Origin of the sequence: Microbulbifer aggregans, from assembly GCF_020524005.1 — a bacterium.
GTDB lineage: Bacteria > Pseudomonadota > Gammaproteobacteria > Pseudomonadales > Cellvibrionaceae > Microbulbifer > Microbulbifer aggregans_A.
The window spans coordinates 88,157-108,553 of the sequence record NZ_JAIVKK010000001.1; the positions used below are offsets into that span (position 1 = coordinate 88,157).

Sequence of the window (20,397 nt, forward strand, 5' to 3'; positions counted from 1 at the left end):
TCGGCTGGTGTTGCTCAGTTTGCGATAGGGGGCGCAGGATGGGGGCTATACCCTCCTGACACTCAGCTGTCGGTGTTTTCCAGCCAGTGAAAAACTTCAGCCACATCCACCACATCGGCGTACTTCAGTGAGAGATCGGTCAGGTTCGCGTAGTGGTAGCTTTCGTGTTTATCGGCCACACACTCCTCTGGGACGATGGTCCGGTAGCCACGGGAAAGGCTGTCAACAGCGGTAGTACGGATACAGCCGGAAGTGGAGCCGCCGGTGATGATCACCGTATCGACCTGATGCCATACCAGTAGCGATTGCAGCTGGGTTTCGAAAAAGGCGCTGGGCATTTTCTTGCAATAAATGACATCTCGTTGGCGATCAATTTCCAATCGGTCATCGAACTCGCTTCTGACGGAATCAAACTTGATGTTTTGCAGCGAGTCCGGGGTGTCTGTGCGGGTTCCCCAGATGCCGGCATCTTCGCCTGAGTCCATGTAGGCGACGTGGGTCCAGACTACCGGCCAGCCCTTGGCGCGGAAGTTCTTTGCCAGTTCATTGATGTAGTGCATCTGGTTGGGGTCGGTTTCGTAGGCCGTTTTGAACAGGTCGGTGCGCGTATAGGCCTTTTGCGGGTCCACATTGACCAGTGCCGCTTTGCGACCGAAGCCAAAGCGCTTGCGCGCCGGGTTGGCTTTGACTTCCAGGTAGATCTCTTTGGCTGTTTTTGTTGTTGTTTCCATGGTGTGCCCTCGAAACGTGGCTGGATTGCTTTTATTGTTATAATCGTATATCAATGGATCTAATGCGGCAATTCAATTGAGTCACCCGCGGCCATTGTGCCCCAGGTGCCGGTTTTGCGGTTTGATTTAAAGCAATGCGCGGGCTGCCGCTTGCGGTTATTGTTACCTCAATTAATAAGAATGTACCAGTATGAGCGCCTACCTCTTTGTGAAGTTGTTGCACAACCTGTGTTTTGTCTACTGGCTGGGGGGCGACCTTGGCACTTTTTATGCGAGTCGATACGTAACTCGTCCGGACCTTTCTCCCCAAGCGCGGAGCACGGCGCTGACCATCATGATGGGGTGTGACCAGGGGCCGCGGTTCTGTATGCCGTTGATTCTGCCCCTTGGACTGCAGTTGGCGCATATGTCGGGGCAGTGGGCGGTGACGCCTCAGTGGCTGTGGCTGGCCTGGGGTATCTGCCTGGGCTGGCTGGCACTGGTGGCTACATTGCACTTTGCGCACGGCAAATCATTTATTCCTGCGCTGACCAGGTTTGATTTCTATCTGCGTGTGGTGTTGATCATCGGTCTCCTGGGATTGGCCGGCTATGCCCTGATGACCAATTTCATCCTCACGGCGGACTGGCTGGCGATCAAACTCGGAATCTTTGCGTTGCTCGTTTTGTGTGGCCTGATGATTCGTGTGCGCCTGAAGCTGTTTGGTGCGGCTTGGGGGCGCCTGATGTCCGGCGACAGCAGTGAGCCTGTCAATGAAACCATTCGCAGTTCAATCGCCTCCTGCCGACCGTTTGTTTACCTGATCTGGGTCGGTTTGCTGGCGAATGCTGCCTACGGACTGCACCTGATCTATTGATTACAGGAACTGTGTCATGAAGCTCTATAGCCTTCCTCATTCACCTTATGCGGCGCGTGTTCGAATGCAGGCGCGTCTGGATAGCTTGCCTGTGCAGGTGTTGCCACCGCCCGTGCCGCTGCGTACCGAAGCGTTTTTTGAGCGATTTCCGCTAGGCAAGGTCCCCGTGCTGGAACTTGACGGTGGCGAAACCATTGCCGAAAGCTGGGCCATTATGGAGTACCTCGCTGAGACGCAGGTCGCAGGCGGCAGTCCGCTGGTTCCTGTTGACGCGCTGGAGCGCGCGCAGATGCGTATGGTTGGGCGTTATGCTGACCTGCACCTGGCCGTCAATGCGCTGTTCCCGCTGTTTCGGGCCGCCATGGGTGGTTGCGATGTCGATGCCGGAGCAATGGCGAGTGCCCTGCGTGGCGAGTTGCTGAAAGGGGAGCGCCTGCTATCCGGTCTCGCAGTCGGGCGATCGCTCAATTTGGGCGATATCGCGCTGGCGCCGACGCTCCTTTACTTGCAGGAGCTGGCGCCTGCGGTGGGCATGGCGGACCCTTTACAGGGGTTTCCTCAGTTGCAAACCTGGTGGGATTGGGTGAACAGTATTGATGCTGTCAGCGAGACGCTGCAGGAAGTGCGTGTGGCTTATCACGCCTTCGTGGAGAGTATGGTCGCAAAGGCCTGAATGCCTTCCTGATTCTTCTGGTTTTTGATTTTTCCCGCAGGCGATGGCTGTCGCCTGCGGCGCTCCTTTCTACTTCCCGCCAGGTTTTCCTCAGTGCAATTTTATTTCTGCAGCATACGCAATATGGCGCATCAAATGTTATATTGACATAACATTAGTTCAAGAATAGGATGTTGACGACATTGGAAAAACGGGCGGAGGGCCTGCTATGACCACCACAATCGTTGTGCTGTTCAACCTCAAACCGGGCGTCAGCCCTTCGGATTACGAGCAGTGGGCGAGGACCACGGATCTGCCAACCGTGCAGAAGCTGGGTTCCATCGATGATTTCTCCGTGCTGCGCACTACCGGCCTGCTGGGCACCGACGCGCCGGCGCCCTATCAGTATGTGGAGCTGCTGGTGGTAAATGACATGGAAGGGTTGGGTGCAGATGTCTCCAGCGAAACGATGCAACGCGTCGCTGCGGAGTTCCAGCAGTTTGCGGACAACCCGAAGTTTATGTTGACCGAAACCGTTTAACGATTTGATGACCGGGGGCGCAGCAGATGAATGCACAAGGCAAATATCCCGAGCTGAAAGGCAAGGTGGCAGTGATTACCGGGGCAGGTCGCCGCGAGGGGCTGGGCGAGGCTATGGCCCGGCGTCTTGCTGCAGAGGGTGTAAAAGTGGTGCTGACCGATATCGGTCATGCGGCGGGTGAACACCTGCCCGAAGGCGCAGTAGGCACCAGTGCGGAGATGGAAGATATCGCCACCGAGATCCGTGCAGCTGGCGGTGAGGTCGCGACCTACGCCTGTAACGTTCTGGAACCGCAGGAAGTTCAGTCGGCGGCAGAGTTTGCCCTGGGGCATTTCGGCAGCCTGGATATCTGGGTCAACAATGCCGGTATCGGTTACCTGATGCAGCCGGTGGTTGAGATGGCGGTGGACAAGTGGGATGCCGTGCTTGGTGTCAATCTGCGCGGTACCTTTCTCGGGATCAAATATGCGGCCGAGATTATGTTGCGCCAGGGCAAAGGCGGCCGAATTATCAATATTGGCAGCCAGGCATCAAAGTCCGGGTTTGCCCACGCCGCGGCCTATACCGCATCAAAACACGGCATGGTGGGTCTTACCCGCTCCGCCGCGCAGGAACTGGGCCCGGCAGGTATTACCGTCAATACCATCTGCCCGAATCACGTGACCACAGGCCTGGGTGCCTGGCAGAACGCACACTTTTCCGAAGTGACCGGCAAGGGTTACGACCGATATATGGAAGATATGCGCGCGCGTATTCCCATGGGGCGTCCCGGCCAGCAGGAAGATATTGCCAAGGCCTGCGCTTTTCTCTGCTCCGATGAAGCTTCCTACATTACCGGCGAGGCGATGAACGTCTCCGGTGGCGAAGAATATCACTGACGTTTTTTGAGGGAATGGCGGGTATGAGCAAGCAGGTAACCTGGCCAGGCGATGCGCGGCTGGCACTGTCGATTGTGGTGAATGTCGAGGAGGGCTCCGAGAGCACGCTGCTCGATGGCGACCGCGGCCCGGAACCGGTCGACGAGCTTGGCGTGGCACCACGCAAGCCGATTCGCGCGCATGCCAACGAAAGTAATTATGAGTACGGAATTCGCGAGGGTTGGCCGCGTATCCGGGCGTTGCTTGAGCGCTACCAGGTGCCCGCGACCTTTTGTGCGGCGGCTGTCGCTCTCGAGCGGGCGCCACAGATTGCGCGGTTTATCGCCGACGGTGGGCACGAGGTGTGCAGTCACGGTTACCGCTGGCAACATCAATTTTCCATGGGGGAGGAAGAGGAACGGGCATTTATTCGTGCCGCAATCTCGTCCATTTCTGAGACCACCGGCCAACGGCCGCGCGGCTGGTTGAGTCGCTACCTGCACACGGATAACACCCGGCGATTGTTACAGGAAGAGGGGTTTGATTATCACATGGACGACTACAGTGCCGACCATCCCTTCTGGGCGCCGGTTCAGGGCTCTGATCGTCCCATGCTGGTGTTGCCCTATGCGATCGATTCCAACGATATGAAATTCTGGACAGCGCCTTCACTCACTCCCGAGGCCTGGCTCGATTACGCCTGCCGAACCCTGGATACCCTGTTGCAGGAAGGGGCCGCCCAAACACGCATGATGTCCCTTGGTCTCCACCTCCGCATTATTGGTCGTCCCGGTCGTATCGGCGCGCTGGATGAATTCCTGCGCTACGCGCGTGCTCAAGAGGGCGTCTGGTTCACAACCCGGGCCGCGATCGCCGATGCCTTTGCGGCGCAGGTGCCGGAAAACCAGGTCCGTGAACCGATACGCGGTTGGGAGCGGTTCTGATGTTTAACGCACGCAGCCTGCTGTTTGTACCGGGGCATCGCCCGGAGCGCTTTGCCAAGGCGTTGGCCAGCGCCGCCGATGTAATCTGCATCGATCTTGAGGACGCCGTGCCGCTGGCACAAAAGGCCGAGGCGCGAGAAGCCGTGGCTAACTTTCTAGCCGGTTGTGATATCGCACAGCTGGCACGTCTTATTGTTCGCGTCAGTGCTGTTGGAAGCGAGGAGGGCAGGGTAGACCTGGCCGTCTTCTCAAAGGCCCGGCTGCCCGGGCGGCTGATGCTCGCGAAAACCGAAACTGAAAAAGATATTCCGTTGGCCGCGGAGCTGCTCGGGGTCGATGTGCGCTGGATCGCGCTGATCGAGAGTGCTTCCGGGCTCCTGTCGTTGAATGCCATTTGTGCGGATACGGCACTCGATGCAGTGATGTTCGGTGGTGGTGATTTCGCCGCGCAAATCGGCGCTGAATTTTCATGGGAGCCCCTGTTATGGGCGCGCTCGCAGATGGCGGTTACAGCGGCTGCACACTCGTTGCCATTAATCGATGTGCCTTTCCTTGATGTGCACGACCCAGCGGGGCTTGAGGCGGAAACCCGGCGTGTTGGCGCTTTGGGTTTTTCCGCCAAGGCGGCTATTCACCCGGCTCAGGTCGAACCGATACACCGCGGCTTTGCACCGTCGCCTGAGGCGGTGGAACAGGCGCGCCGGATCGTCGAGGCATTTGAGCGGGCGCAGGGCGGGGCCCTGGTGGTCGATGGGCGTATGGTAGATCAGCCGATCGTGGACAGCGCGCGCAAGTTGCTTGCGCGGGCAGATACCGGTGAAGAATTCGTATAAATCGCAGTGAGAAATTACATATGGCTGGAGAAGTAAAGCAAGTCGGTGAGAACCGTTACCGGGAGACCTTTGGACGTTTCTTCGATGACTTCAAGGTTGGCGATATCTATGAGCATCGCCCCGGGCGGACCATCACCGAAACCGACAATACCTGGTTTACGCTGTTGACCATGAACACCCACCCGGCGCACTTCGATAAGGAATATGCGGCGGGTACGGAGTTTGGCAAACCGCTGGTATGTAGCCCGTTTACCGTGGCGCTGATGGTCGGCATGAGTGTGACGGACATCAGCCAAAAGGCGATTGCCAATCTCGGCTGGGATGATATCCGCCTGACCGCGCCGTTGTTTGTCGGCGACACGCTGTATGCGGAGTCTGAAGTACTTGAGAAGCGTGAATCCAAGTCCCGCCCGACTCAGGGCATCGTCACAGTGCGTACGCGCGGCATCAAGCAGGACGGCACCGAGGTGTGTTCGTTTGTGCGCAAGGTACTGGTGTGGAAGCGCGGTGCCGAGATGGAAGACAAAGTGAATTACTGAGTGGGTGAGCAATAACAGGAGACGGTGATGAGCTGGAGTGCAGAAGACGAGGCTGCGATCCTCGATACCATTGACCGGTTTGTGGCCAATGAAGTCGCGCCGATCGCACGGGAAAAAGATCTCGCTGACGAGTATCCCCATGAGCTGGTGGAAACCATGAAGGAGCTCGGTCTGTTTGGTGCCACCATTGGTGACACTTATGGCGGGCTTTCGCTGTCCGCGAGTACTTATGCTCGCATCGTGCAGAAAATTTCCGCAGCCTGGATGGCGCCCGGCGGTATTTTCAATTCACACCTGATTATGGCTGCGGCTATCGAACGGTTTGGCACTGAAGAACAGAAGCAGCAATTCCTGCCACTGATGGCGGAAGGAAAACTGCGCGGTGGTATCGCCCTTACCGAACCTAATGCGGGTACCGATCTTCAGGCGATTCGCTGTGTCGCCCGTCGGGACGGTGACGAGTATGTGGTAAATGGCAGCAAGATGTGGATTACCAATGCGCTGAACGGCAACTGCCTGGCGCTGTTGGTGAAAACGGATCCCGAGGCAGAGCCGCGTCATCGTGGTATGTCGATGTTTGCGATTCGTACCAAGGATGACGACGGTAACCTGCTGCCGGGTATTACCATCAACAAAATCAAGAAAACCTGTTATCGCGCCATTGATACCGCAGAAGTGGTGTTTGAAGACTTTCGTGTTTCGATGGATAACCTTATCGGTGCAGAAGAAGGGCGCGGGTTCCATATCGCGGTAGGCGGCCTGGAGTTGGGGCGAATCAATGTGGCTGCGCGCGGCGCAGGTATTGCGCAAGGTGCCCTGAAACACGCATTGCGCTATGCCCAGGAGCGCGAAACCTTTGGTAAACCGATCATCGAGCATCAGGCGATTCAACTGAAACTGGGGGAGATGGCGGCGAAAGTGGAAGCCGCCAAGTTGCTGGTGGATCAGGCCGCACGCATGTACGACAGCGGTCAGCGTTGCGATCTGGAAGCCGGTATGGCCAAGTACTTTGCCAGTGAGGCCGGTGTTTACTGCTCCCAGGAAGCGATGCGAATCTTCGGTGGCTATGGCTTTTCTACCGAATACGAAATTGAGCGCTACTACCGTGACGCCATGCTGATGTGCGTTGGTGAGGGAACCAATGAGATGCAGCGCATCATCATCGCCAAGCAGCTGGCTGCGCGTGAGGCAATCTAATGGGTGACTCGACCAAACCCCTGGCCGGTATTCGTGTGGTTGCCGTTGAGCAATACGGCGCCGGCCCCTTTGGCTCCATGCAGCTGGCGGATATGGGCGCAGAGGTTATAAAGATCGAAAACCCGGCGACCGGTGGTGATATTGCCAGGCAGTCCGGCCCGTATTTTCTGGGGAAGGGCGACAGTGACTTTTTCCAGACGTTCAACCGCAGCAAGAAAAGCCTGACCCTGGACCTTAAAAGTACCGAGGGGCGCCAGGTATTCGAGCGGCTGGTAAAGAGCGCCGATATCGTGATGAACAACCTGCGTGGGGACCAGCCGGCGAAGCTCGGCCTGGATTACGACTCCCTTGGTCAGGTGAAGCGGGAAATTATCTGCGGTCACCTTTCTGCCTATGGACGGGATAACGATCGCGCAGGCTGGCCCGGCTACGATTATTTGATGCAGGCAGAAGCGGGCTTTATGGATCTCACCGGCGAGCCCGGCACCCCACCAGCGCGTTTTGGACTGTCGATGGTGGATTTCATGAGTGGGGTTACGCTTGCGACCGGTGTTCTCGGCGCTCTGGTAGGCGTTCTGCGTGGCGGCGCCGGCCGCGATGTGGATGTGAACCTGTTTGATGTCGCGGTTACCCAACTTACCTATCCCGCTACCTGGTTTCTCAACCGTGGTCATGAAACGGAGCGGGTATCCCGCTCCGGACATCCCTCTACCGTGCCTTGCCAGATTTACCGGACTGCGGACGGTTGGGTCTTCGTTATGGCAATGACGGAAAAATTCTGGAAGATCCTTGCGGAGGGGTTGCACCGTAGTGATCTGTTGGAAGACGCGCGCTTCGCCACGGTAGCGGATCGACGGCAGAATCGTGAGCAGCTGACAGAAATCCTCGATACCGAATTTTCTCGCTATTCCAATACCCACTGGGTCGGGCTTTTTGCAGGCAGGTTGCCCATCGCGCCGGTGAACAGTTTTTCCCAGGCGATGAACAATCCCTGGTTGTCACAGACCGGGATGCTGCAGGCAATGCCCCACGTTGACAATAGTCAATTCAGGGTTCTCGCAAGCCCGTTAAAATTCGATGGAAACAGGCCCTCAGGTAGCGGTTGTTCAGCGCTAGGCGCAGATACCAATGACCTGCTCAAGGGACTCGGTTACTCCGCTGCAGATATCAAAACATTGGCCAGTGAGCGGGTGATCTGAGTTGGGCTAAATCAGGTTCTGACCGGAGGCAATTCGACCCATGAAGTTACAAGGCATCCGAGTCATCGATCTGTCTCTCTTTTTACCGGGGCCACACCTGACCATGATGATGGCGGATCACGGCGCCGAGGTAATCAAAGTCGAACCTCTTTCCGGTGAGCCAACCCGCAATATCGGACTGCGCAAAAACGGCGAAGCGGTCTGGTTTCGCAATACGCACCGTGGCAAGAAAAGTCTCTGTCTGAACCTGAAAGATGAAGCGCACAAGGCGGAACTTCTGTCGCTTATCGATACTGCAGATGTTTTTGTTGAAGGATTCAGACCCGGCGCGATGGCGCGGTTGGGGTTGGACTACGACACTCTCAAGTTGCGTAATCCCGGGCTCGTTTACTGCTCCATATCCGCTTTCGGGCAAACCGGTGAAAAACGCCTGAACCCGGCTCACGACCTCAGCATTCAGGCTGATTCTGGAACCGTATTTCTCAATGAAGGCAGTAATGGGGAACCCTGTTCTCCGGCGATGCCGGTTGCGGACATGGCGGGGTCATTGATGGCGTTATCGGGCATACTGATGGCGTTGCTGCGGCGCACAGAGACTGGAAAGGGTGACTACCTCGACATTTCCATGCAGGACAGTCTTGTGGCCTGGCTGCCCAATGCTCTGGGCCCGGTTTTCGCTGAGGGGCGCTCCCCCGTGGTCAAAGCCGAGCGTTCATGGGGCGGTAACGCCATGTACCGGGTATACCGTACTGCGGATGAGCGCTACCTGACGCTCGGCGGCAGCGAGGTGAAATTTGCGGAAAACCTGTTTGCCAAACTGGGACGGCCCGATCTGGCAGAGGTCTGCAGACGGCAGCCCGGAGAGCAGGAAGAGGCGATCACTTATTTACAGCAGACGTTTGCTCGCCGCACACTCGCAGAGTGGTGCACGTGGTTTGACGGGGTAGATGTATGCTGGTCGCCGGTGCGACTGCTGCATGAGGCGCTTGATGAAGCACATCTGAAATCGCGCCAGATGGTTTTCGAAGACGAGCAGGGGAACCGACATCTCGGCGTACCCATCAAGTTTCTGGACGAGCCGGCAATAGTGGATGCCCGCTTGCCTGGACTGGGCGAGCACAATACAAGTTTGCTGGCTTTCGGGCAGGAAGCCTGACGACAAAAGTACACATTATTAGAATAACCAGTGATCTTGGTTTGCAGAGACTACGTAGACAAGAGATCAATAATACACTGAGGTGGTAATCATGCTGACGAACCTTTGGTATGTGGCTGAATGGTCCAAAACAGTAAAAGACAAGCCTGTCCGGGTAAAAATGCTGGGGCAGAACTTCGTACTGTTTCGTGACAAGACCGGCAAGGTCAATTGTCTGAGTGATGTGTGTATCCACCGTGGTGGCTCACTGTCCAAAGGTTGGACCACCAAGCGAGATTGCGTGGCCTGTCCGTATCACGGTTGGGAATTTGATGCTGAGGGAAAAGTTCAGTTTATCCCCTCGCGCGGCGAGGATGCGCCGATTCCGGAGCGCGCTCGTATTGACGCTTACCCCACTGAAGAGCGCTACGGCATGATCTGGGTTTTTCTCGGTGACTTGCCCGAGGAAGAGCGCTATCCAATCCCCGAATTCCCAGAATATGAAGACAAGGCGAACTGGCGCCCGGTAGAAGTCGAATACAACTGGACCGGCTCCGTCGATCGCGTGGTGGAAAATGGCATCGATATCGCACATACCGCTTTCGTACATCCGGGCTTCGGTTACCAGGAGATGGCCAGCAAGAACGAAATCCTCACGGTCGAGCGGGGAGAGTACTGGGGCTCCTCTGACAATGTACTGTACCCGCCACAACTGGAAGGCAATTTCGGCCTGATGAAGCTGTTCCGGGCAGACAAGGCCGCTACTTATGTAACGCCGGCATTCTACCTTCCCGGGCACTGCGTACGACTGCATATCAAGGTCAATTCCTGGATGGAAATGATTATCTTCGATGCCAATACACCGATTGATGAAAATACGACGCGCTCATTTGCCGTGCAGGTACGGAATTTCTTCAAGTGGCCGATGTTCGACAACGGTGCCAAGAAGCGGACCAAAAAAGTCTTTGGTGAAGATGGGGATATCGTTGCCGATCTTTCACCCAACTACCTTCCAGAGTCCCTCGAGAATGAAGTCTCCGTTGAGCAGGACAAGTTCATGGGGGCCTGGCGAATGATTCGCCGCAAGCATATCGAAGAAAAAGGCTGGAAGATCGATACAAAAGCCATGAAACCCTTTGAAGGCGAAAAGGTTTTCACCATTCCCTCGCCAGCGCGCCGTACCAATCCGCACTTGAAGTGGGCACTGGATACGGTGCCGTTGGTCGCGCCGACCCGTCGAAGTGTGGCAACCCAGACCGAAGAGCCGGCCACAACTGAGCCCGCCTGAAAGGATGGTAGGGTGATATAGCAACTGAAGAAGAAATCACCCGGGGTATCACCTAAAGATTTTTCTCCTTGAGCCGCGCGAAAGCGCGGCTTTTTTATGGGCGCTGTTTGTATCGAAGCGAAATTACGGCGGGGTCATGCATGCGGTTCGCCTGGCGAACAGCGTGCGTATTAGCAGGTTAGCGCGTTGCGGCTTTTCCTTTCAGCCGTGAGGAAGTGCCAAGGGCGAATGTCGGGAAAAGTAAGACCAGCATTGCTGTGGCAAAAGGGATCAGCCGTTCGGCCCAGTCGCCCGTTGTATTGGGCAGTAGCGACAGAATCACAGCGAGACCGAAGCCGGTGGCAATGGAGCGTGCTACCGCAGCCGGAGAAAGCGTTGCCCCGGCGAGACGTGCCAGTATGGTCGGGGCAAAGGCGGAGCCGATGGCGACCCATGCAAACAACACGCGTTCGAAGATGGTTGCAGGTAAATACAGCGCAATAATTACCGCGCAGATCGCCACGCTCAACATTGAAAGTCTCGATAAAAGGAGCTCCCGCTGCGGCATTAGTCGCTTCAGTTGCAGGTCGTGTGAAATCGTTGCCGCCACAACGAGCAGCATGCTATCGGCGGTAGACATAATCGCCGAGAGTACTGCGGCGAGAAGAATCGCTGCCGCAAAGGGAGGGAGCAGCTGGGACGATAATTCAAAAAACAGTGCTTCAGGGTCTTGCAGTTCGGGAAGCAGTATTCTGCCCAGCAGGCCGAGGGTAAACATGCTCAGGAATACAATGGAAAACCAGCCGATGGACAGGATCTGTGCCTGTTTGAGTGCCCGTTCATTCCTTAGCGCCATAAACCGGTTGAGCAGGTGAGGCTGCCCCAGGGTACCGATGCCGATGGCCAGGTTTCCAATGGCAAAGCCGAGTGCGGCCAAGCCGCTGTTGCGTCCACTGAGGGACAGCATCTCGGGGGAAAATAACTCGGATTGTCGGATTTCTTCCCAGCCGCCAATACTCAGGAATGCAACCACTGGTAGTAGTACCGCGGCTACCAGCATGAGTCCGCCCTGCAGAGTATCGGTAATACTTGCGGCCCAAAAACCGCCCAGAAAGGTGTATATGGTGATGATCGCGGCGCCGAGAATCAGGCTTTCCGCCAGCGGTCTGGAAAAGACCGTGGCAAAGGTTGTGGCCGCTCCCTGAAATTGGGCGGCGATATAAAAGACGAATGAAATCAGGATCACGCCGGAAGCGAGTAGCTTTATTTTGTGGCTCGCTAGCGAGCTCGTGCCTTCCGGATTGTCGGCGAGAAATGCGGTCAGCGTGATCTGATCCCGTTCGCGTGTATGGTGCATCAGGCGCGGTGCAATCCACAGCCAGGCGGTGGCGCAACCGGTAACTGCTCCAGCCACAATCCATATTGCCGATATCCCCAGTACATAGGCGGCACCACTCATGCCGAGCAGTGTCCACGCCGAGGCGCTGCTGGCGCCATAGCTAATTGCCGCGACCACCGGACCGAGGTTACGGCCGCCGAGAAAATAATCGGTGGTACTTCGGGTGCGCCGCTGGGACCAGAAACCGATCAACAACAGTATTACTTTGTAAATAATCAGCGTGGAGACAGCGACCGAAATGTCCATGGTTGGCCTTTGTATGCGTTGAATTTATGGGCGTGACATGAATGACTATCTCAGTTTCTCTGCGTAAGTACATGGGGAAACGGCGGGGATATGGCTTGAATTTGCGATTTATCAAAAACAACTATATCAAAATATTTTGATGAAGAGTGGTCTGGGTAGACTGGGTGTATGGCGTCGTGAGGGGAATCTTCGCGCGTCCTGGCAAGAACAATTAAAAAGGCAGAACCACCTATGTCTGAATATACCGTTTTTACTTCAGAGTCTGTTTCCGAAGGTCACCCGGACAAAATGGCTGATCAGATTTCTGACGCAGTACTGGATGCAATTATTGCGCGCGACCCCGATGCGCGGGTTGCCGTTGAGTCGGTGGTAAAAACCGGGCTCGCGATGTTGGTGGGTGAGGTAACCACCAGTTGCTACGTCGACCTGGAAGACGTGGTACGTGATGTTATTACCGGTATTGGTTACGACAGCTCCGAGGTCGGTTATGACGGCTCAACTTGTGCGGTACTGAACGCAATTGGTAAGCAGTCGGTCGATATCAATCAGGGCGTTGATCGGTCTAAACCGGAAGATCAGGGTGCTGGTGACCAGGGGCTGATGTTCGGTTATGCCACCAACGAGACGCCCACCCTGATGCCCGCACCGGTGTATTACTCTCATCGACTGGTCGAGCGCCAGGCTTACCTGAGAAAGAAAAATATCCTGCCGTGGTTGCGCCCGGACGCGAAGAGCCAGGTCACATTCCGTTACGGGGAAGATGGCAAACCCGAAGCCATTGATGCGGTTGTTCTCTCCACCCAGCACTCTCCGGATATCTCGCTGGAAGACCTGAAAGCGGCGGTGATGGAAAACATCATCCTCGAAGTGCTGCCTGGTGAATTACTGCATGAAGGAACGCAGTATCACATTAACCCAACCGGTAACTTTGTGATTGGCGGTCCGGTCGGGGACGCGGGTGTAACCGGTCGCAAAATTATTGTGGATACCTATGGCGGTATGGCCCGTCACGGTGGTGGCGCTTTTTCCGGTAAAGACCCGTCCAAAGTGGATCGCTCAGCGGCCTACGCAGGCCGTTATGTTGCCAAAAATGTGGTGGCGGCTGGTCTGGCGGATCGTTGCGAGGTTCAGGTGTCCTATGCCATTGGGGTAGCGGAACCCACGTCCGTATCGGTAAATACGTTCGGAACCGGTAAGGTCAGTGATACGCAGCTGATCCAGGCGATTAGGGAGGTATTTGACCTGCGCCCCTATGCCATCACCCGAGTTCTGGACCTGAAACATCCGATGTACCAGTTGACTGCGTCATACGGCCATTTTGGTCGTGAGCCGTTTGAGCACACTTACAGGTGGAAGGAAGGTGGGGAGAAAAAATGCTCTACTTTCACCGCGTTCACCTGGGAAAAAACCGACAAGGTTGATGCGCTGACGAAGGCCGTGTTCGGCTGATTTTCCAGCCCGGCGCATTGAGCGCCGGGCCACCCCTGTCAATCCAACGAACAAATAGCACGCAGCTCTGGCGATAGAGAGGGGCATCGCTTTACCTGCATAACGGGAGACTGATATGAGTGAATTTACGGATTACAAGGTTGCAGATATCAATCTGGCCAACTGGGGGCGCAAGGAAATTGCCATTGCAGAGGGTGAGATGCCTGCACTGATGGCGTTACGCCGCAAGTACAAGCAGTCGCAACCCCTTGCCGGTGCGAAGATCTTGGGTTGTATCCATATGACAATCCAGACGGCAGTGCTGATCGAAACCCTCGTGGAGCTGGGTGCGGAAGTTCGCTGGTCATCCTGCAATATTTTCTCTACCCAGGATCACGCGGCGGCCGCTATCGCTGCTGCGGGAATCCCGGTTTTTGCCTGGAAGGGCGAGACCGAAGATGAATTCTGGTGGTGCATTGAGCAGACCATCCTGGAGAAAACCGGTGGGAACACAGTTTGGGATGCCAATATGATCCTGGACGATGGCGGGGACCTGACCCAACTCTGCCATGAGAAGTATCCGGAACTTCTCGATCGCATTCATGGTATCAGTGAGGAGACCACGACTGGCGTGCACCGCCTGCTGGAAATGCTGGAAATGGGTGAGCTCAAGGTACCCGCGATCAATGTGAACGATGCGGTGACCAAGTCCAAGAATGACAATAAGTATGGTTGCCGGCACTCGCTCAGCGACGCGATCAAGCGGGGTACCGATCACCTGTTGTCCGGAAAGAAAGCACTGGTTATCGGGTACGGTGATGTGGGTAAAGGATCCGCGGCTTCACTGCGCCAGGAAGGGATGATCGTCAAGGTCACCGAGATCGATCCGATCTGTGCGATGCAGGCCTGTATGGATGGCTTTGAAGTGGTGTCGCCCTATAACCAGGGCATCAATACCGGAGAGCTTGCGGATATCGATAGCGGGCTGTTGAGTACAGCCGATCTGCTTGTGACCACCACAGGCAATATCAATGTCTGCGATGCGGCGATGCTACAGAGCCTTAAAAGTGGGGCAGTGGTATGCAATATCGGTCATTTCGATAATGAAATCGACACGGCCTTTATGCGCGAGCACTATGAGTGGGAAGAGGTTAAGCCGCAGGTCCATAAAGTGTATCGGAATCGCTCAGATAATAACTATCTGATCCTGTTGTCGGAAGGTCGCCTGGTCAATCTGGGCAACGCAACGGGCCATCCCTCGCGCATCATGGATGGCTCTTTCGCCAATCAGGTACTGGCCCAGATCTATCTTTGGGAACGCAAGTTTGCTGACCTCCCGGCCGCGGAAAAGACCGCTCAGCTCTACGTCAAGGTCTTGCCCAAGAAGCTGGATGAGGAGGTGGCGAAAGATATGGTGGAAGGTTTCGGGGGCGTGATAACGCGCTTGACGCCGGTTCAGGCGGATTACATCCATGTGAGCGTTGACGGACCCTACAAGCCGGAGAGCTACAAATACTAGGCTGCGCCCACTGTATTCAAACATAGCCTCTGCCCCCGGGCGCGCTGTGCGAGTTCGGGGGCCTTTTTGTTTAAGGATGGTCATTTTATTGTGGGAGCAAGGTTGCCGGAGGGCCCGAAGCTGGTGCCTTTAGGTCAATAGTAGGGCGGTGATTGCCAGCTTTTTGGGCAGAACGAAATCTGTCCAGAAAATGCACACTGGTCACGCCGGGGAAAAATTGACATTTCTCAATTTCCCCCTGTTTTACCTTTAAAAGTTATATTGATAGTACATTTTTCCGTTGGTACTGTTTGGTGGTGTTACGAGAAGCCAACTACGGGTTACGTCAGCAAAGGGACTTTGGATCAGTCCAGTTCATGCTTTTTGCCCCTTGATGTTGTTGCAGACCAGTCAGGCGTAAAGAAATAATCATAAATATGCCCTGGAGGGATAAATGTCCAAGTTCAAGCGACAGCCGCTATACGTTGCGGTCGTGGCGGGAAGCCTCGCATCAACGGCGATTGCAGCCCCTGATGAAAGCGTTGCCAAAGCGGTTGGGGCCGATCGGGCACAGCCTGTACTGGAAGAAGTGACGGTGACGGCTCGAAACCGTTCCGAAAGCCTGCAGGAAATCCCGGTTGCGATTAACGCATTTTCCGCAAAGGAAATTGAGCGTGCCGACATGCAGGATCTGCGCGATGTGGTACGGAGCTCCCCGGGCCTGGTCTACGATTCCTCCGGTACTATCGCCACCGGCGCTATCAGCATTCGCGGTATGAGCCAGCCGGGTCTTATCGGTGACGACACCAACGTGGCGATGTTTGTCGATGGTGTATACGTGTCCGGGCGGGCCTCGACCTTTATGCCGATGTTGGGCCTGGAGCGTATCGAGGTGGTGCGCGGTCCACAGTCCGCAATCTACGGCCGCAATGCCTTTTCCGGCGCGATGAATTACATCACCACCAAGCCGGGTCAGGATTTCGAAGGCATGTTCGAGGTGACTGGCGGTGCTGAGGGGCAACAGGGCGTCAAGGGGCGATTGTCTACCCCGTTGGGTGACAAGTTCGCCGTAAGTGTGGATCTGGTGAACACCGAGTCCGGATCCACATTCAAGCAGGACGACACCTACCTGGGGGCCATCGACAACGAATCCCAGCGTGTGCGCCTCCTGTTCAACCCTACCGATAACCTTGAGTTCGACTTCTCCGCTGCACATATCGATATGCAAGAGCATCACAATGCGGGCTATGAAGTTGAAAAGAATGCGGAGATTCCGTTTGGGGAAATTTCCGATCCCTCACATCCGCCATTTTTGTGGCCGGTCGGCCAAGATGGCGTGTCTGGTCCGTTTGGTCCATTTGGTCCTCCTGGCGAATACAACACCTTCACCAATGAACTCACAGCAGCGGGTATTGCGGCATTAACCGGTGGACCTACTGCCTATTACGGCGAGGCTAAAGCGGGCGATCCCGATGGATTTGCCGGTAATGCGTTCGGTGTAACCAATAAGTCTGACCTGTACAGCATGCGCGTCAACTGGGATGTGGGTAATGTTACCCTGACCTCGATTACCGCTGCATCTGACATAGAGACCCGCTCACTGCAGGGGTATAACAATGCCTATTTCGGTGCAACCATGGTGTTCGCACCGTTTATTGCAGTCGATACCGGAACCGGCCCGCTTACCGCGACCGAAGATATGCCCAACCTGATCGGGTCATTTACGCTGGGAGGTCAAGAAGCTTATCTTCTCGGCGTGAATGCGTACAATTACGGTGGTCAGCCCAATGATGATCGTCAGATGCTGAGCCAGGAATTCCGTATTCAGTCCAACGACTCGGGCCCCATGCAATGGAGTGCGGGTTTGTTGTATTCGGAAACTGACCTGGATCAGTGGCTTTCATCCAGTGCACTGCCCGCCAGCGGCAGTCCATTCGGTGATGCGATCAACAGTGCATCCATCGCGTCCTCGATTCTGTCGGTAGATGAAAACGGCGATGCGCGCAAGATCACCCAGACCAACCACGCCACCCAGATGGAATCGGCGTTTGTTGCGCTCGCTTACGATTTCACCGATAAGCTGAATGTGGGCGTCGAGGCGCGTTATACCAAAGAAGAAAAGGTTGCGGACAATGTGCTGCACTTTACCGGTGCCCAAGGCGAGCAGGAAGGTAGCTGGGACTGGATATCTCCTCGCCTGATTGCGACCTATATTTACGATGAATACACCACTTTCTACCTGAATATTGCGGAAGGTTCCAAGTCCGGTGGTATCAACGGTGGTACACCGCTGGCATCGGAAGTTACCTACGACCCGGAAAAAAACGTAACCTACGAGATTGGCGCCAAGCGCACAGTGTTGGATGGTCGCGGTTACATGAATATCGCCGCCTACCAGGTGAACTGGGATGACCAGCAGATTCGTTCTTTCTCCCAATTCAGTAACGGCGCGACCATTCCCGCCGCTATTGTGACCAACTTGGGTGAGGTTGAAATCCGCGGTGTGGAAATCGAGACGGCTTTCCAGATCAGCGATAACTGGAGTTTCCACTCCGCGTACACCTTTAACGATGCGGAAGTGGTTAAAGGTATACAGACCTTTAGCTATGGCTTTGTGGATTACGAGGCGATGGACCTCAATTCAACCAGTTATGATTACTGTGTCGATGTCTTTAATCCTATGGTTGAGGGTGGCCAGAGCTGTCTGGTCCCGGCTAACGCGCCGCAGGTATCTGACGGTGATCTTTCCGGTAAGGAAATGGTTAATAACTACCGCAATACCTTCAATGCAGGTTTCCGCTACCGTCGCGATCTGGGTAACGGTGCCGAGTTCTACACCGACCTGAGTTCCGTGTGGAAGGACAAGCGCTATATCAACACCGTGAATACCCTGTGGATCGAAGATCACTGGGATGTGAACCTGATTGCCGGTATCGACGGTGATAACTGGTACGGTAAGTTGAGCGTCAAGAACCTGCTCGACGACGATACGCCCTCCAGTGCCTATCGTCCGTATATCTGGACCCAGGAGCAGGAACCGGCAATCATCAACCGCATGGGTCGCATGAGTAGCCTGAGCGTGGGGTATCGCTTCTAAATGTCCTCGTGAGATGGTTCTTTTGGTTGTAACTTTGCCCGCTTCGGCGGGCATTTTTATACGTGCTATCTTTCTCTTTTCTCTTTTCTCTTTTCTCTTTTCTCTTTTCTCTTTTCTCTTTTCTCTTTTCTCTTTTCCCGCTTCGCGTGCTCGCGACTCGTTATTGGCGCCGTAAATGAGGGTGGTAACCTTGATCCATTACTGATGCGTTGCTGATTCCTCAAAGGGATTGGTTACTGTCAGGGGGCGAAGTTGGGTGAGCGAGTGGCAGAGAGTTTGGAAGGAGGGGAGTGGGACGGATGCCTCTTGATGGGAAGCGGGAGGCATTACTATTGCTGATAGTATTACCTCCGGCAATTTATGGTCAGGCTGGCATCGGTACCTGTAAGATTTCCTGATGTTGTTCCGCCCGGAGGCGTGGCCCGAACTGGGAAACCACTTTGCCGGCTGCGCGGTTGGCAAGCATCGCCGCCTGCTCAAAGTCATGTCCGTGGGTAATGGCGAACAGGAACGCGCCCGCGAACATATCCCCGGCGCCGTTGGTATCAAGCGCTGAGACCGGTTCTGAACCCACTCTCACGGTTTTTGTTCCGTCGTAGACAAGCGCTCCTTCGGCACCCAAAGTAATGGCAAAACACTTGGCGTATTGCTTCAGTTTCTCGGCGGCCGCCTCAATTGTTTGTGCGTCGGTAAAATCCATGGCTTCGTCCCGGTTGCAGAACAATAGATCCACTTGCTCTCCGATCATTTCCAATAGACCTTCGCGGAAAAACTGCACCATGCCGGGATCCGAAAGGCTGAGCGCCACCCGGGTCTTATTGGCGCGGGCAATTTGCGCAGCCTCAATGGCAGCAGCACGACCGGTTTCCGAGGTCACCAGGTAGCCTTCGAGGTAAAGATATTCAGATGCTGCAATCGCTTCCCCATGGAGCTCTGCGGTGGACAGGGTTTCGCTGATGCCCAGATAGGTGACCATGGTACGTTCGGCATCGGGGGTGATCATTACCAGGCATTTGCCGGTATCACCCATTTCTCGAAACAGCGTGCGATGATAGTTGACGCCGGCACTCTCGAGATCATTGAGGTAGAAATCGCCGTTCTCGTCTGCCGCCACTTTACAGCTATAGAAAGTGTCCGCACCAAAATAACTTGCGGCGATGATCGTATTGGCGGCTGAGCCGCCACTGGCCCGTTTGGCGGCCACGAGATGGCCCTCGAGTTGTGACAGCAACTGTTGCTGGCGTGCGCTGTCGGCCAGCGTCATCAGGCCTTTGTCCACCTGCAGGGTCTTGAGATCCTGATCCGACACTTCGATTTCCGTATCGACCAGGGCAGCGCCCAGGCCATAAACGTGATATTTGTTCATTGGGTTTTCTCTTCCGTCACCAGTGACGTTCGCTCAATGGCAGGGTGGTGCTTCGTCACCAGCTTCATATAGCAGTGCCCGGCAAAGCGCTCCGGCACATCCAGCGGCGTTTCCAGTACCGGCAGCTGCCAGTCTTCACCGTCAGTATCCAGTGGGGTGCAGAGCCAGGATGGACCATCCTTTTGAGCGAGTGGCGTTAGCCCCGGAGGCTCTATCCCGCCAAGCAGGTACTTCTGCAATGCAGGGAGTGGCACGACCGGCTCGCCATCGGGTGCACCGAATGTAGCCGCGAGAGCGGCACCGGACTTGAGTTTCAGCCACAGCTCGCCGTTTGGCTCACCATCCTGCCCAAGGCATTCCAGGGCGTGAACATCCAGGACGCCCTCGGAGAGGGCGGGTTTACACAGGATGAAAGCGGTGTAACTGTCCGGTGTGTGTTCCGGCATGGGAAGCTGTTGCTGAAAGCAGGTATTCAGATCATCCAGTACAGCGGTATCCACATGATCCCGGTATACGTGCACCCGCACCTCACTCGGACTCAATGGGACGGCGGGGTTAAGGCGCAGCTGTAACCATCGGACCTGTGCCTGAAGCGTATCGTATGGGTGCACA

Annotated in this window: 18 protein-coding genes; 14 read left to right on the plus strand and 4 right to left on the minus strand. The window is 55.5% G+C overall.

Annotated features, from left to right (window positions below; translation table 11 throughout):
* Positions 1–62: 62 nt before the first annotated feature.
* On the minus strand, positions 63–731 hold the full coding sequence (locus LC093_RS00375) for an isochorismatase family protein (RefSeq protein WP_226660874.1): 669 nt from the start codon (positions 729–731) through the stop codon (positions 63–65).
* A gap of 190 nt (positions 732–921) precedes the next feature.
* On the opposite strand from LC093_RS00375, the gene LC093_RS00380 reads away from it, so the two are divergent.
* The 11 genes from LC093_RS00380 (at position 922) to LC093_RS00430 (ending at position 10,772) form a co-directional block, all read left to right on the plus strand.
* Positions 922–1,587 (plus strand): hypothetical protein, encoded by a 666-nt coding sequence (locus LC093_RS00380; RefSeq protein WP_226660876.1) that lies wholly within the window; start codon positions 922–924, stop codon positions 1,585–1,587.
* A 16-nt stretch (positions 1,588–1,603) separates the two neighbouring features.
* Positions 1,604–2,260, plus strand: coding sequence for a glutathione S-transferase family protein (locus LC093_RS00385; RefSeq protein WP_226660878.1), 657 nt, complete (start codon positions 1,604–1,606; stop codon positions 2,258–2,260).
* Between the two features lie 208 nt (positions 2,261–2,468).
* A complete protein-coding gene (locus LC093_RS00390; protein WP_226660880.1) occupies positions 2,469–2,780 on the plus strand; it encodes an REDY-like protein HapK in 312 nt (103 codons plus the stop codon).
* Between the two features lie 26 nt (positions 2,781–2,806).
* Positions 2,807–3,658: an SDR family NAD(P)-dependent oxidoreductase gene (locus tag LC093_RS00395; protein ID WP_226660882.1), complete on the plus strand. Its 852-nt coding sequence runs from the start codon at positions 2,807–2,809 to the stop codon at positions 3,656–3,658.
* A gap of 23 nt (positions 3,659–3,681) precedes the next feature.
* Positions 3,682–4,581: a polysaccharide deacetylase family protein gene (locus tag LC093_RS00400; RefSeq protein WP_226660888.1), complete on the plus strand. Its 900-nt coding sequence runs from the start codon at positions 3,682–3,684 to the stop codon at positions 4,579–4,581.
* Positions 4,581–5,414 (plus strand): HpcH/HpaI aldolase/citrate lyase family protein, encoded by an 834-nt coding sequence (locus LC093_RS00405; protein WP_226660890.1) that lies wholly within the window; start codon positions 4,581–4,583, stop codon positions 5,412–5,414. The genes LC093_RS00400 and LC093_RS00405 overlap by 1 nt, the downstream gene beginning before the upstream one ends.
* 20 nt (positions 5,415–5,434) lie before the next feature.
* Positions 5,435–5,953: a MaoC family dehydratase gene (locus tag LC093_RS00410; protein ID WP_226660892.1), complete on the plus strand. Its 519-nt coding sequence runs from the start codon at positions 5,435–5,437 to the stop codon at positions 5,951–5,953.
* A 27-nt stretch (positions 5,954–5,980) separates the two neighbouring features.
* Entirely contained in the window at positions 5,981–7,150 is a 1,170-nt protein-coding gene (locus LC093_RS00415) for an acyl-CoA dehydrogenase family protein (protein ID WP_226660894.1), read from the plus strand.
* Positions 7,150–8,349: a CaiB/BaiF CoA transferase family protein gene (locus LC093_RS00420; RefSeq protein ID WP_226660896.1), complete on the plus strand. Its 1,200-nt coding sequence runs from the start codon at positions 7,150–7,152 to the stop codon at positions 8,347–8,349. Before LC093_RS00415 ends, LC093_RS00420 begins: the two co-directional genes overlap by 1 nt.
* 40 nt (positions 8,350–8,389) lie before the next feature.
* Positions 8,390–9,505, plus strand: coding sequence for a CaiB/BaiF CoA transferase family protein (locus tag LC093_RS00425; protein ID WP_226660897.1), 1,116 nt, complete (start codon positions 8,390–8,392; stop codon positions 9,503–9,505).
* A 91-nt stretch (positions 9,506–9,596) separates the two neighbouring features.
* Complete coding sequence (locus tag LC093_RS00430; protein ID WP_226660899.1) at positions 9,597–10,772, plus strand: aromatic ring-hydroxylating oxygenase subunit alpha; 1,176 nt, start codon at positions 9,597–9,599, stop codon at positions 10,770–10,772.
* Positions 10,773–10,950: 178 nt separating this feature from the next.
* On the opposite strand, the gene LC093_RS00435 is transcribed toward LC093_RS00430, so the two are convergent.
* Positions 10,951–12,396 carry a sodium/proline symporter gene (locus LC093_RS00435; RefSeq protein WP_226660901.1) on the minus strand — a complete coding sequence of 482 codons (1,446 nt, stop codon included), beginning with the start codon at positions 12,394–12,396 and terminating at the stop codon, positions 10,951–10,953.
* 231 nt (positions 12,397–12,627) lie between these two features.
* Between LC093_RS00435 and metK the strand changes: the two genes are divergently transcribed.
* From metK to LC093_RS00450, 3 genes are all read left to right on the plus strand, one after another.
* Positions 12,628–13,845 (plus strand): methionine adenosyltransferase, encoded by a 1,218-nt coding sequence (gene metK / locus LC093_RS00440; protein WP_226660903.1) that lies wholly within the window; start codon positions 12,628–12,630, stop codon positions 13,843–13,845.
* A gap of 115 nt (positions 13,846–13,960) precedes the next feature.
* Positions 13,961–15,343 carry an adenosylhomocysteinase gene (gene ahcY, locus LC093_RS00445; protein WP_226660905.1) on the plus strand — a complete coding sequence of 461 codons (1,383 nt, stop codon included), beginning with the start codon at positions 13,961–13,963 and terminating at the stop codon, positions 15,341–15,343.
* Between the two features lie 433 nt (positions 15,344–15,776).
* Positions 15,777–18,419 carry a TonB-dependent receptor gene (locus LC093_RS00450; RefSeq protein WP_226660907.1) on the plus strand — a complete coding sequence of 881 codons (2,643 nt, stop codon included), beginning with the start codon at positions 15,777–15,779 and terminating at the stop codon, positions 18,417–18,419.
* Between the two features lie 364 nt (positions 18,420–18,783).
* Here the strand turns inward: LC093_RS00450 and LC093_RS00455 are convergent, their stop codons facing one another.
* Together LC093_RS00455 and LC093_RS00460 are read right to left on the minus strand one after the other, a co-directional pair.
* Positions 18,784–19,785, minus strand: a complete 1,002-nt coding sequence (locus LC093_RS00455; protein ID WP_226660909.1) for an adenosine kinase — start codon at positions 19,783–19,785, stop codon at positions 18,784–18,786.
* Positions 19,782–20,396 carry a hypothetical protein gene (locus tag LC093_RS00460; RefSeq protein WP_226660910.1) on the minus strand — a complete coding sequence of 205 codons (615 nt, stop codon included), beginning with the start codon at positions 20,394–20,396 and terminating at the stop codon, positions 19,782–19,784. Before LC093_RS00460 ends, LC093_RS00455 begins: the two co-directional genes overlap by 4 nt.
* Position 20,397 lies beyond the last annotated feature (1 nt).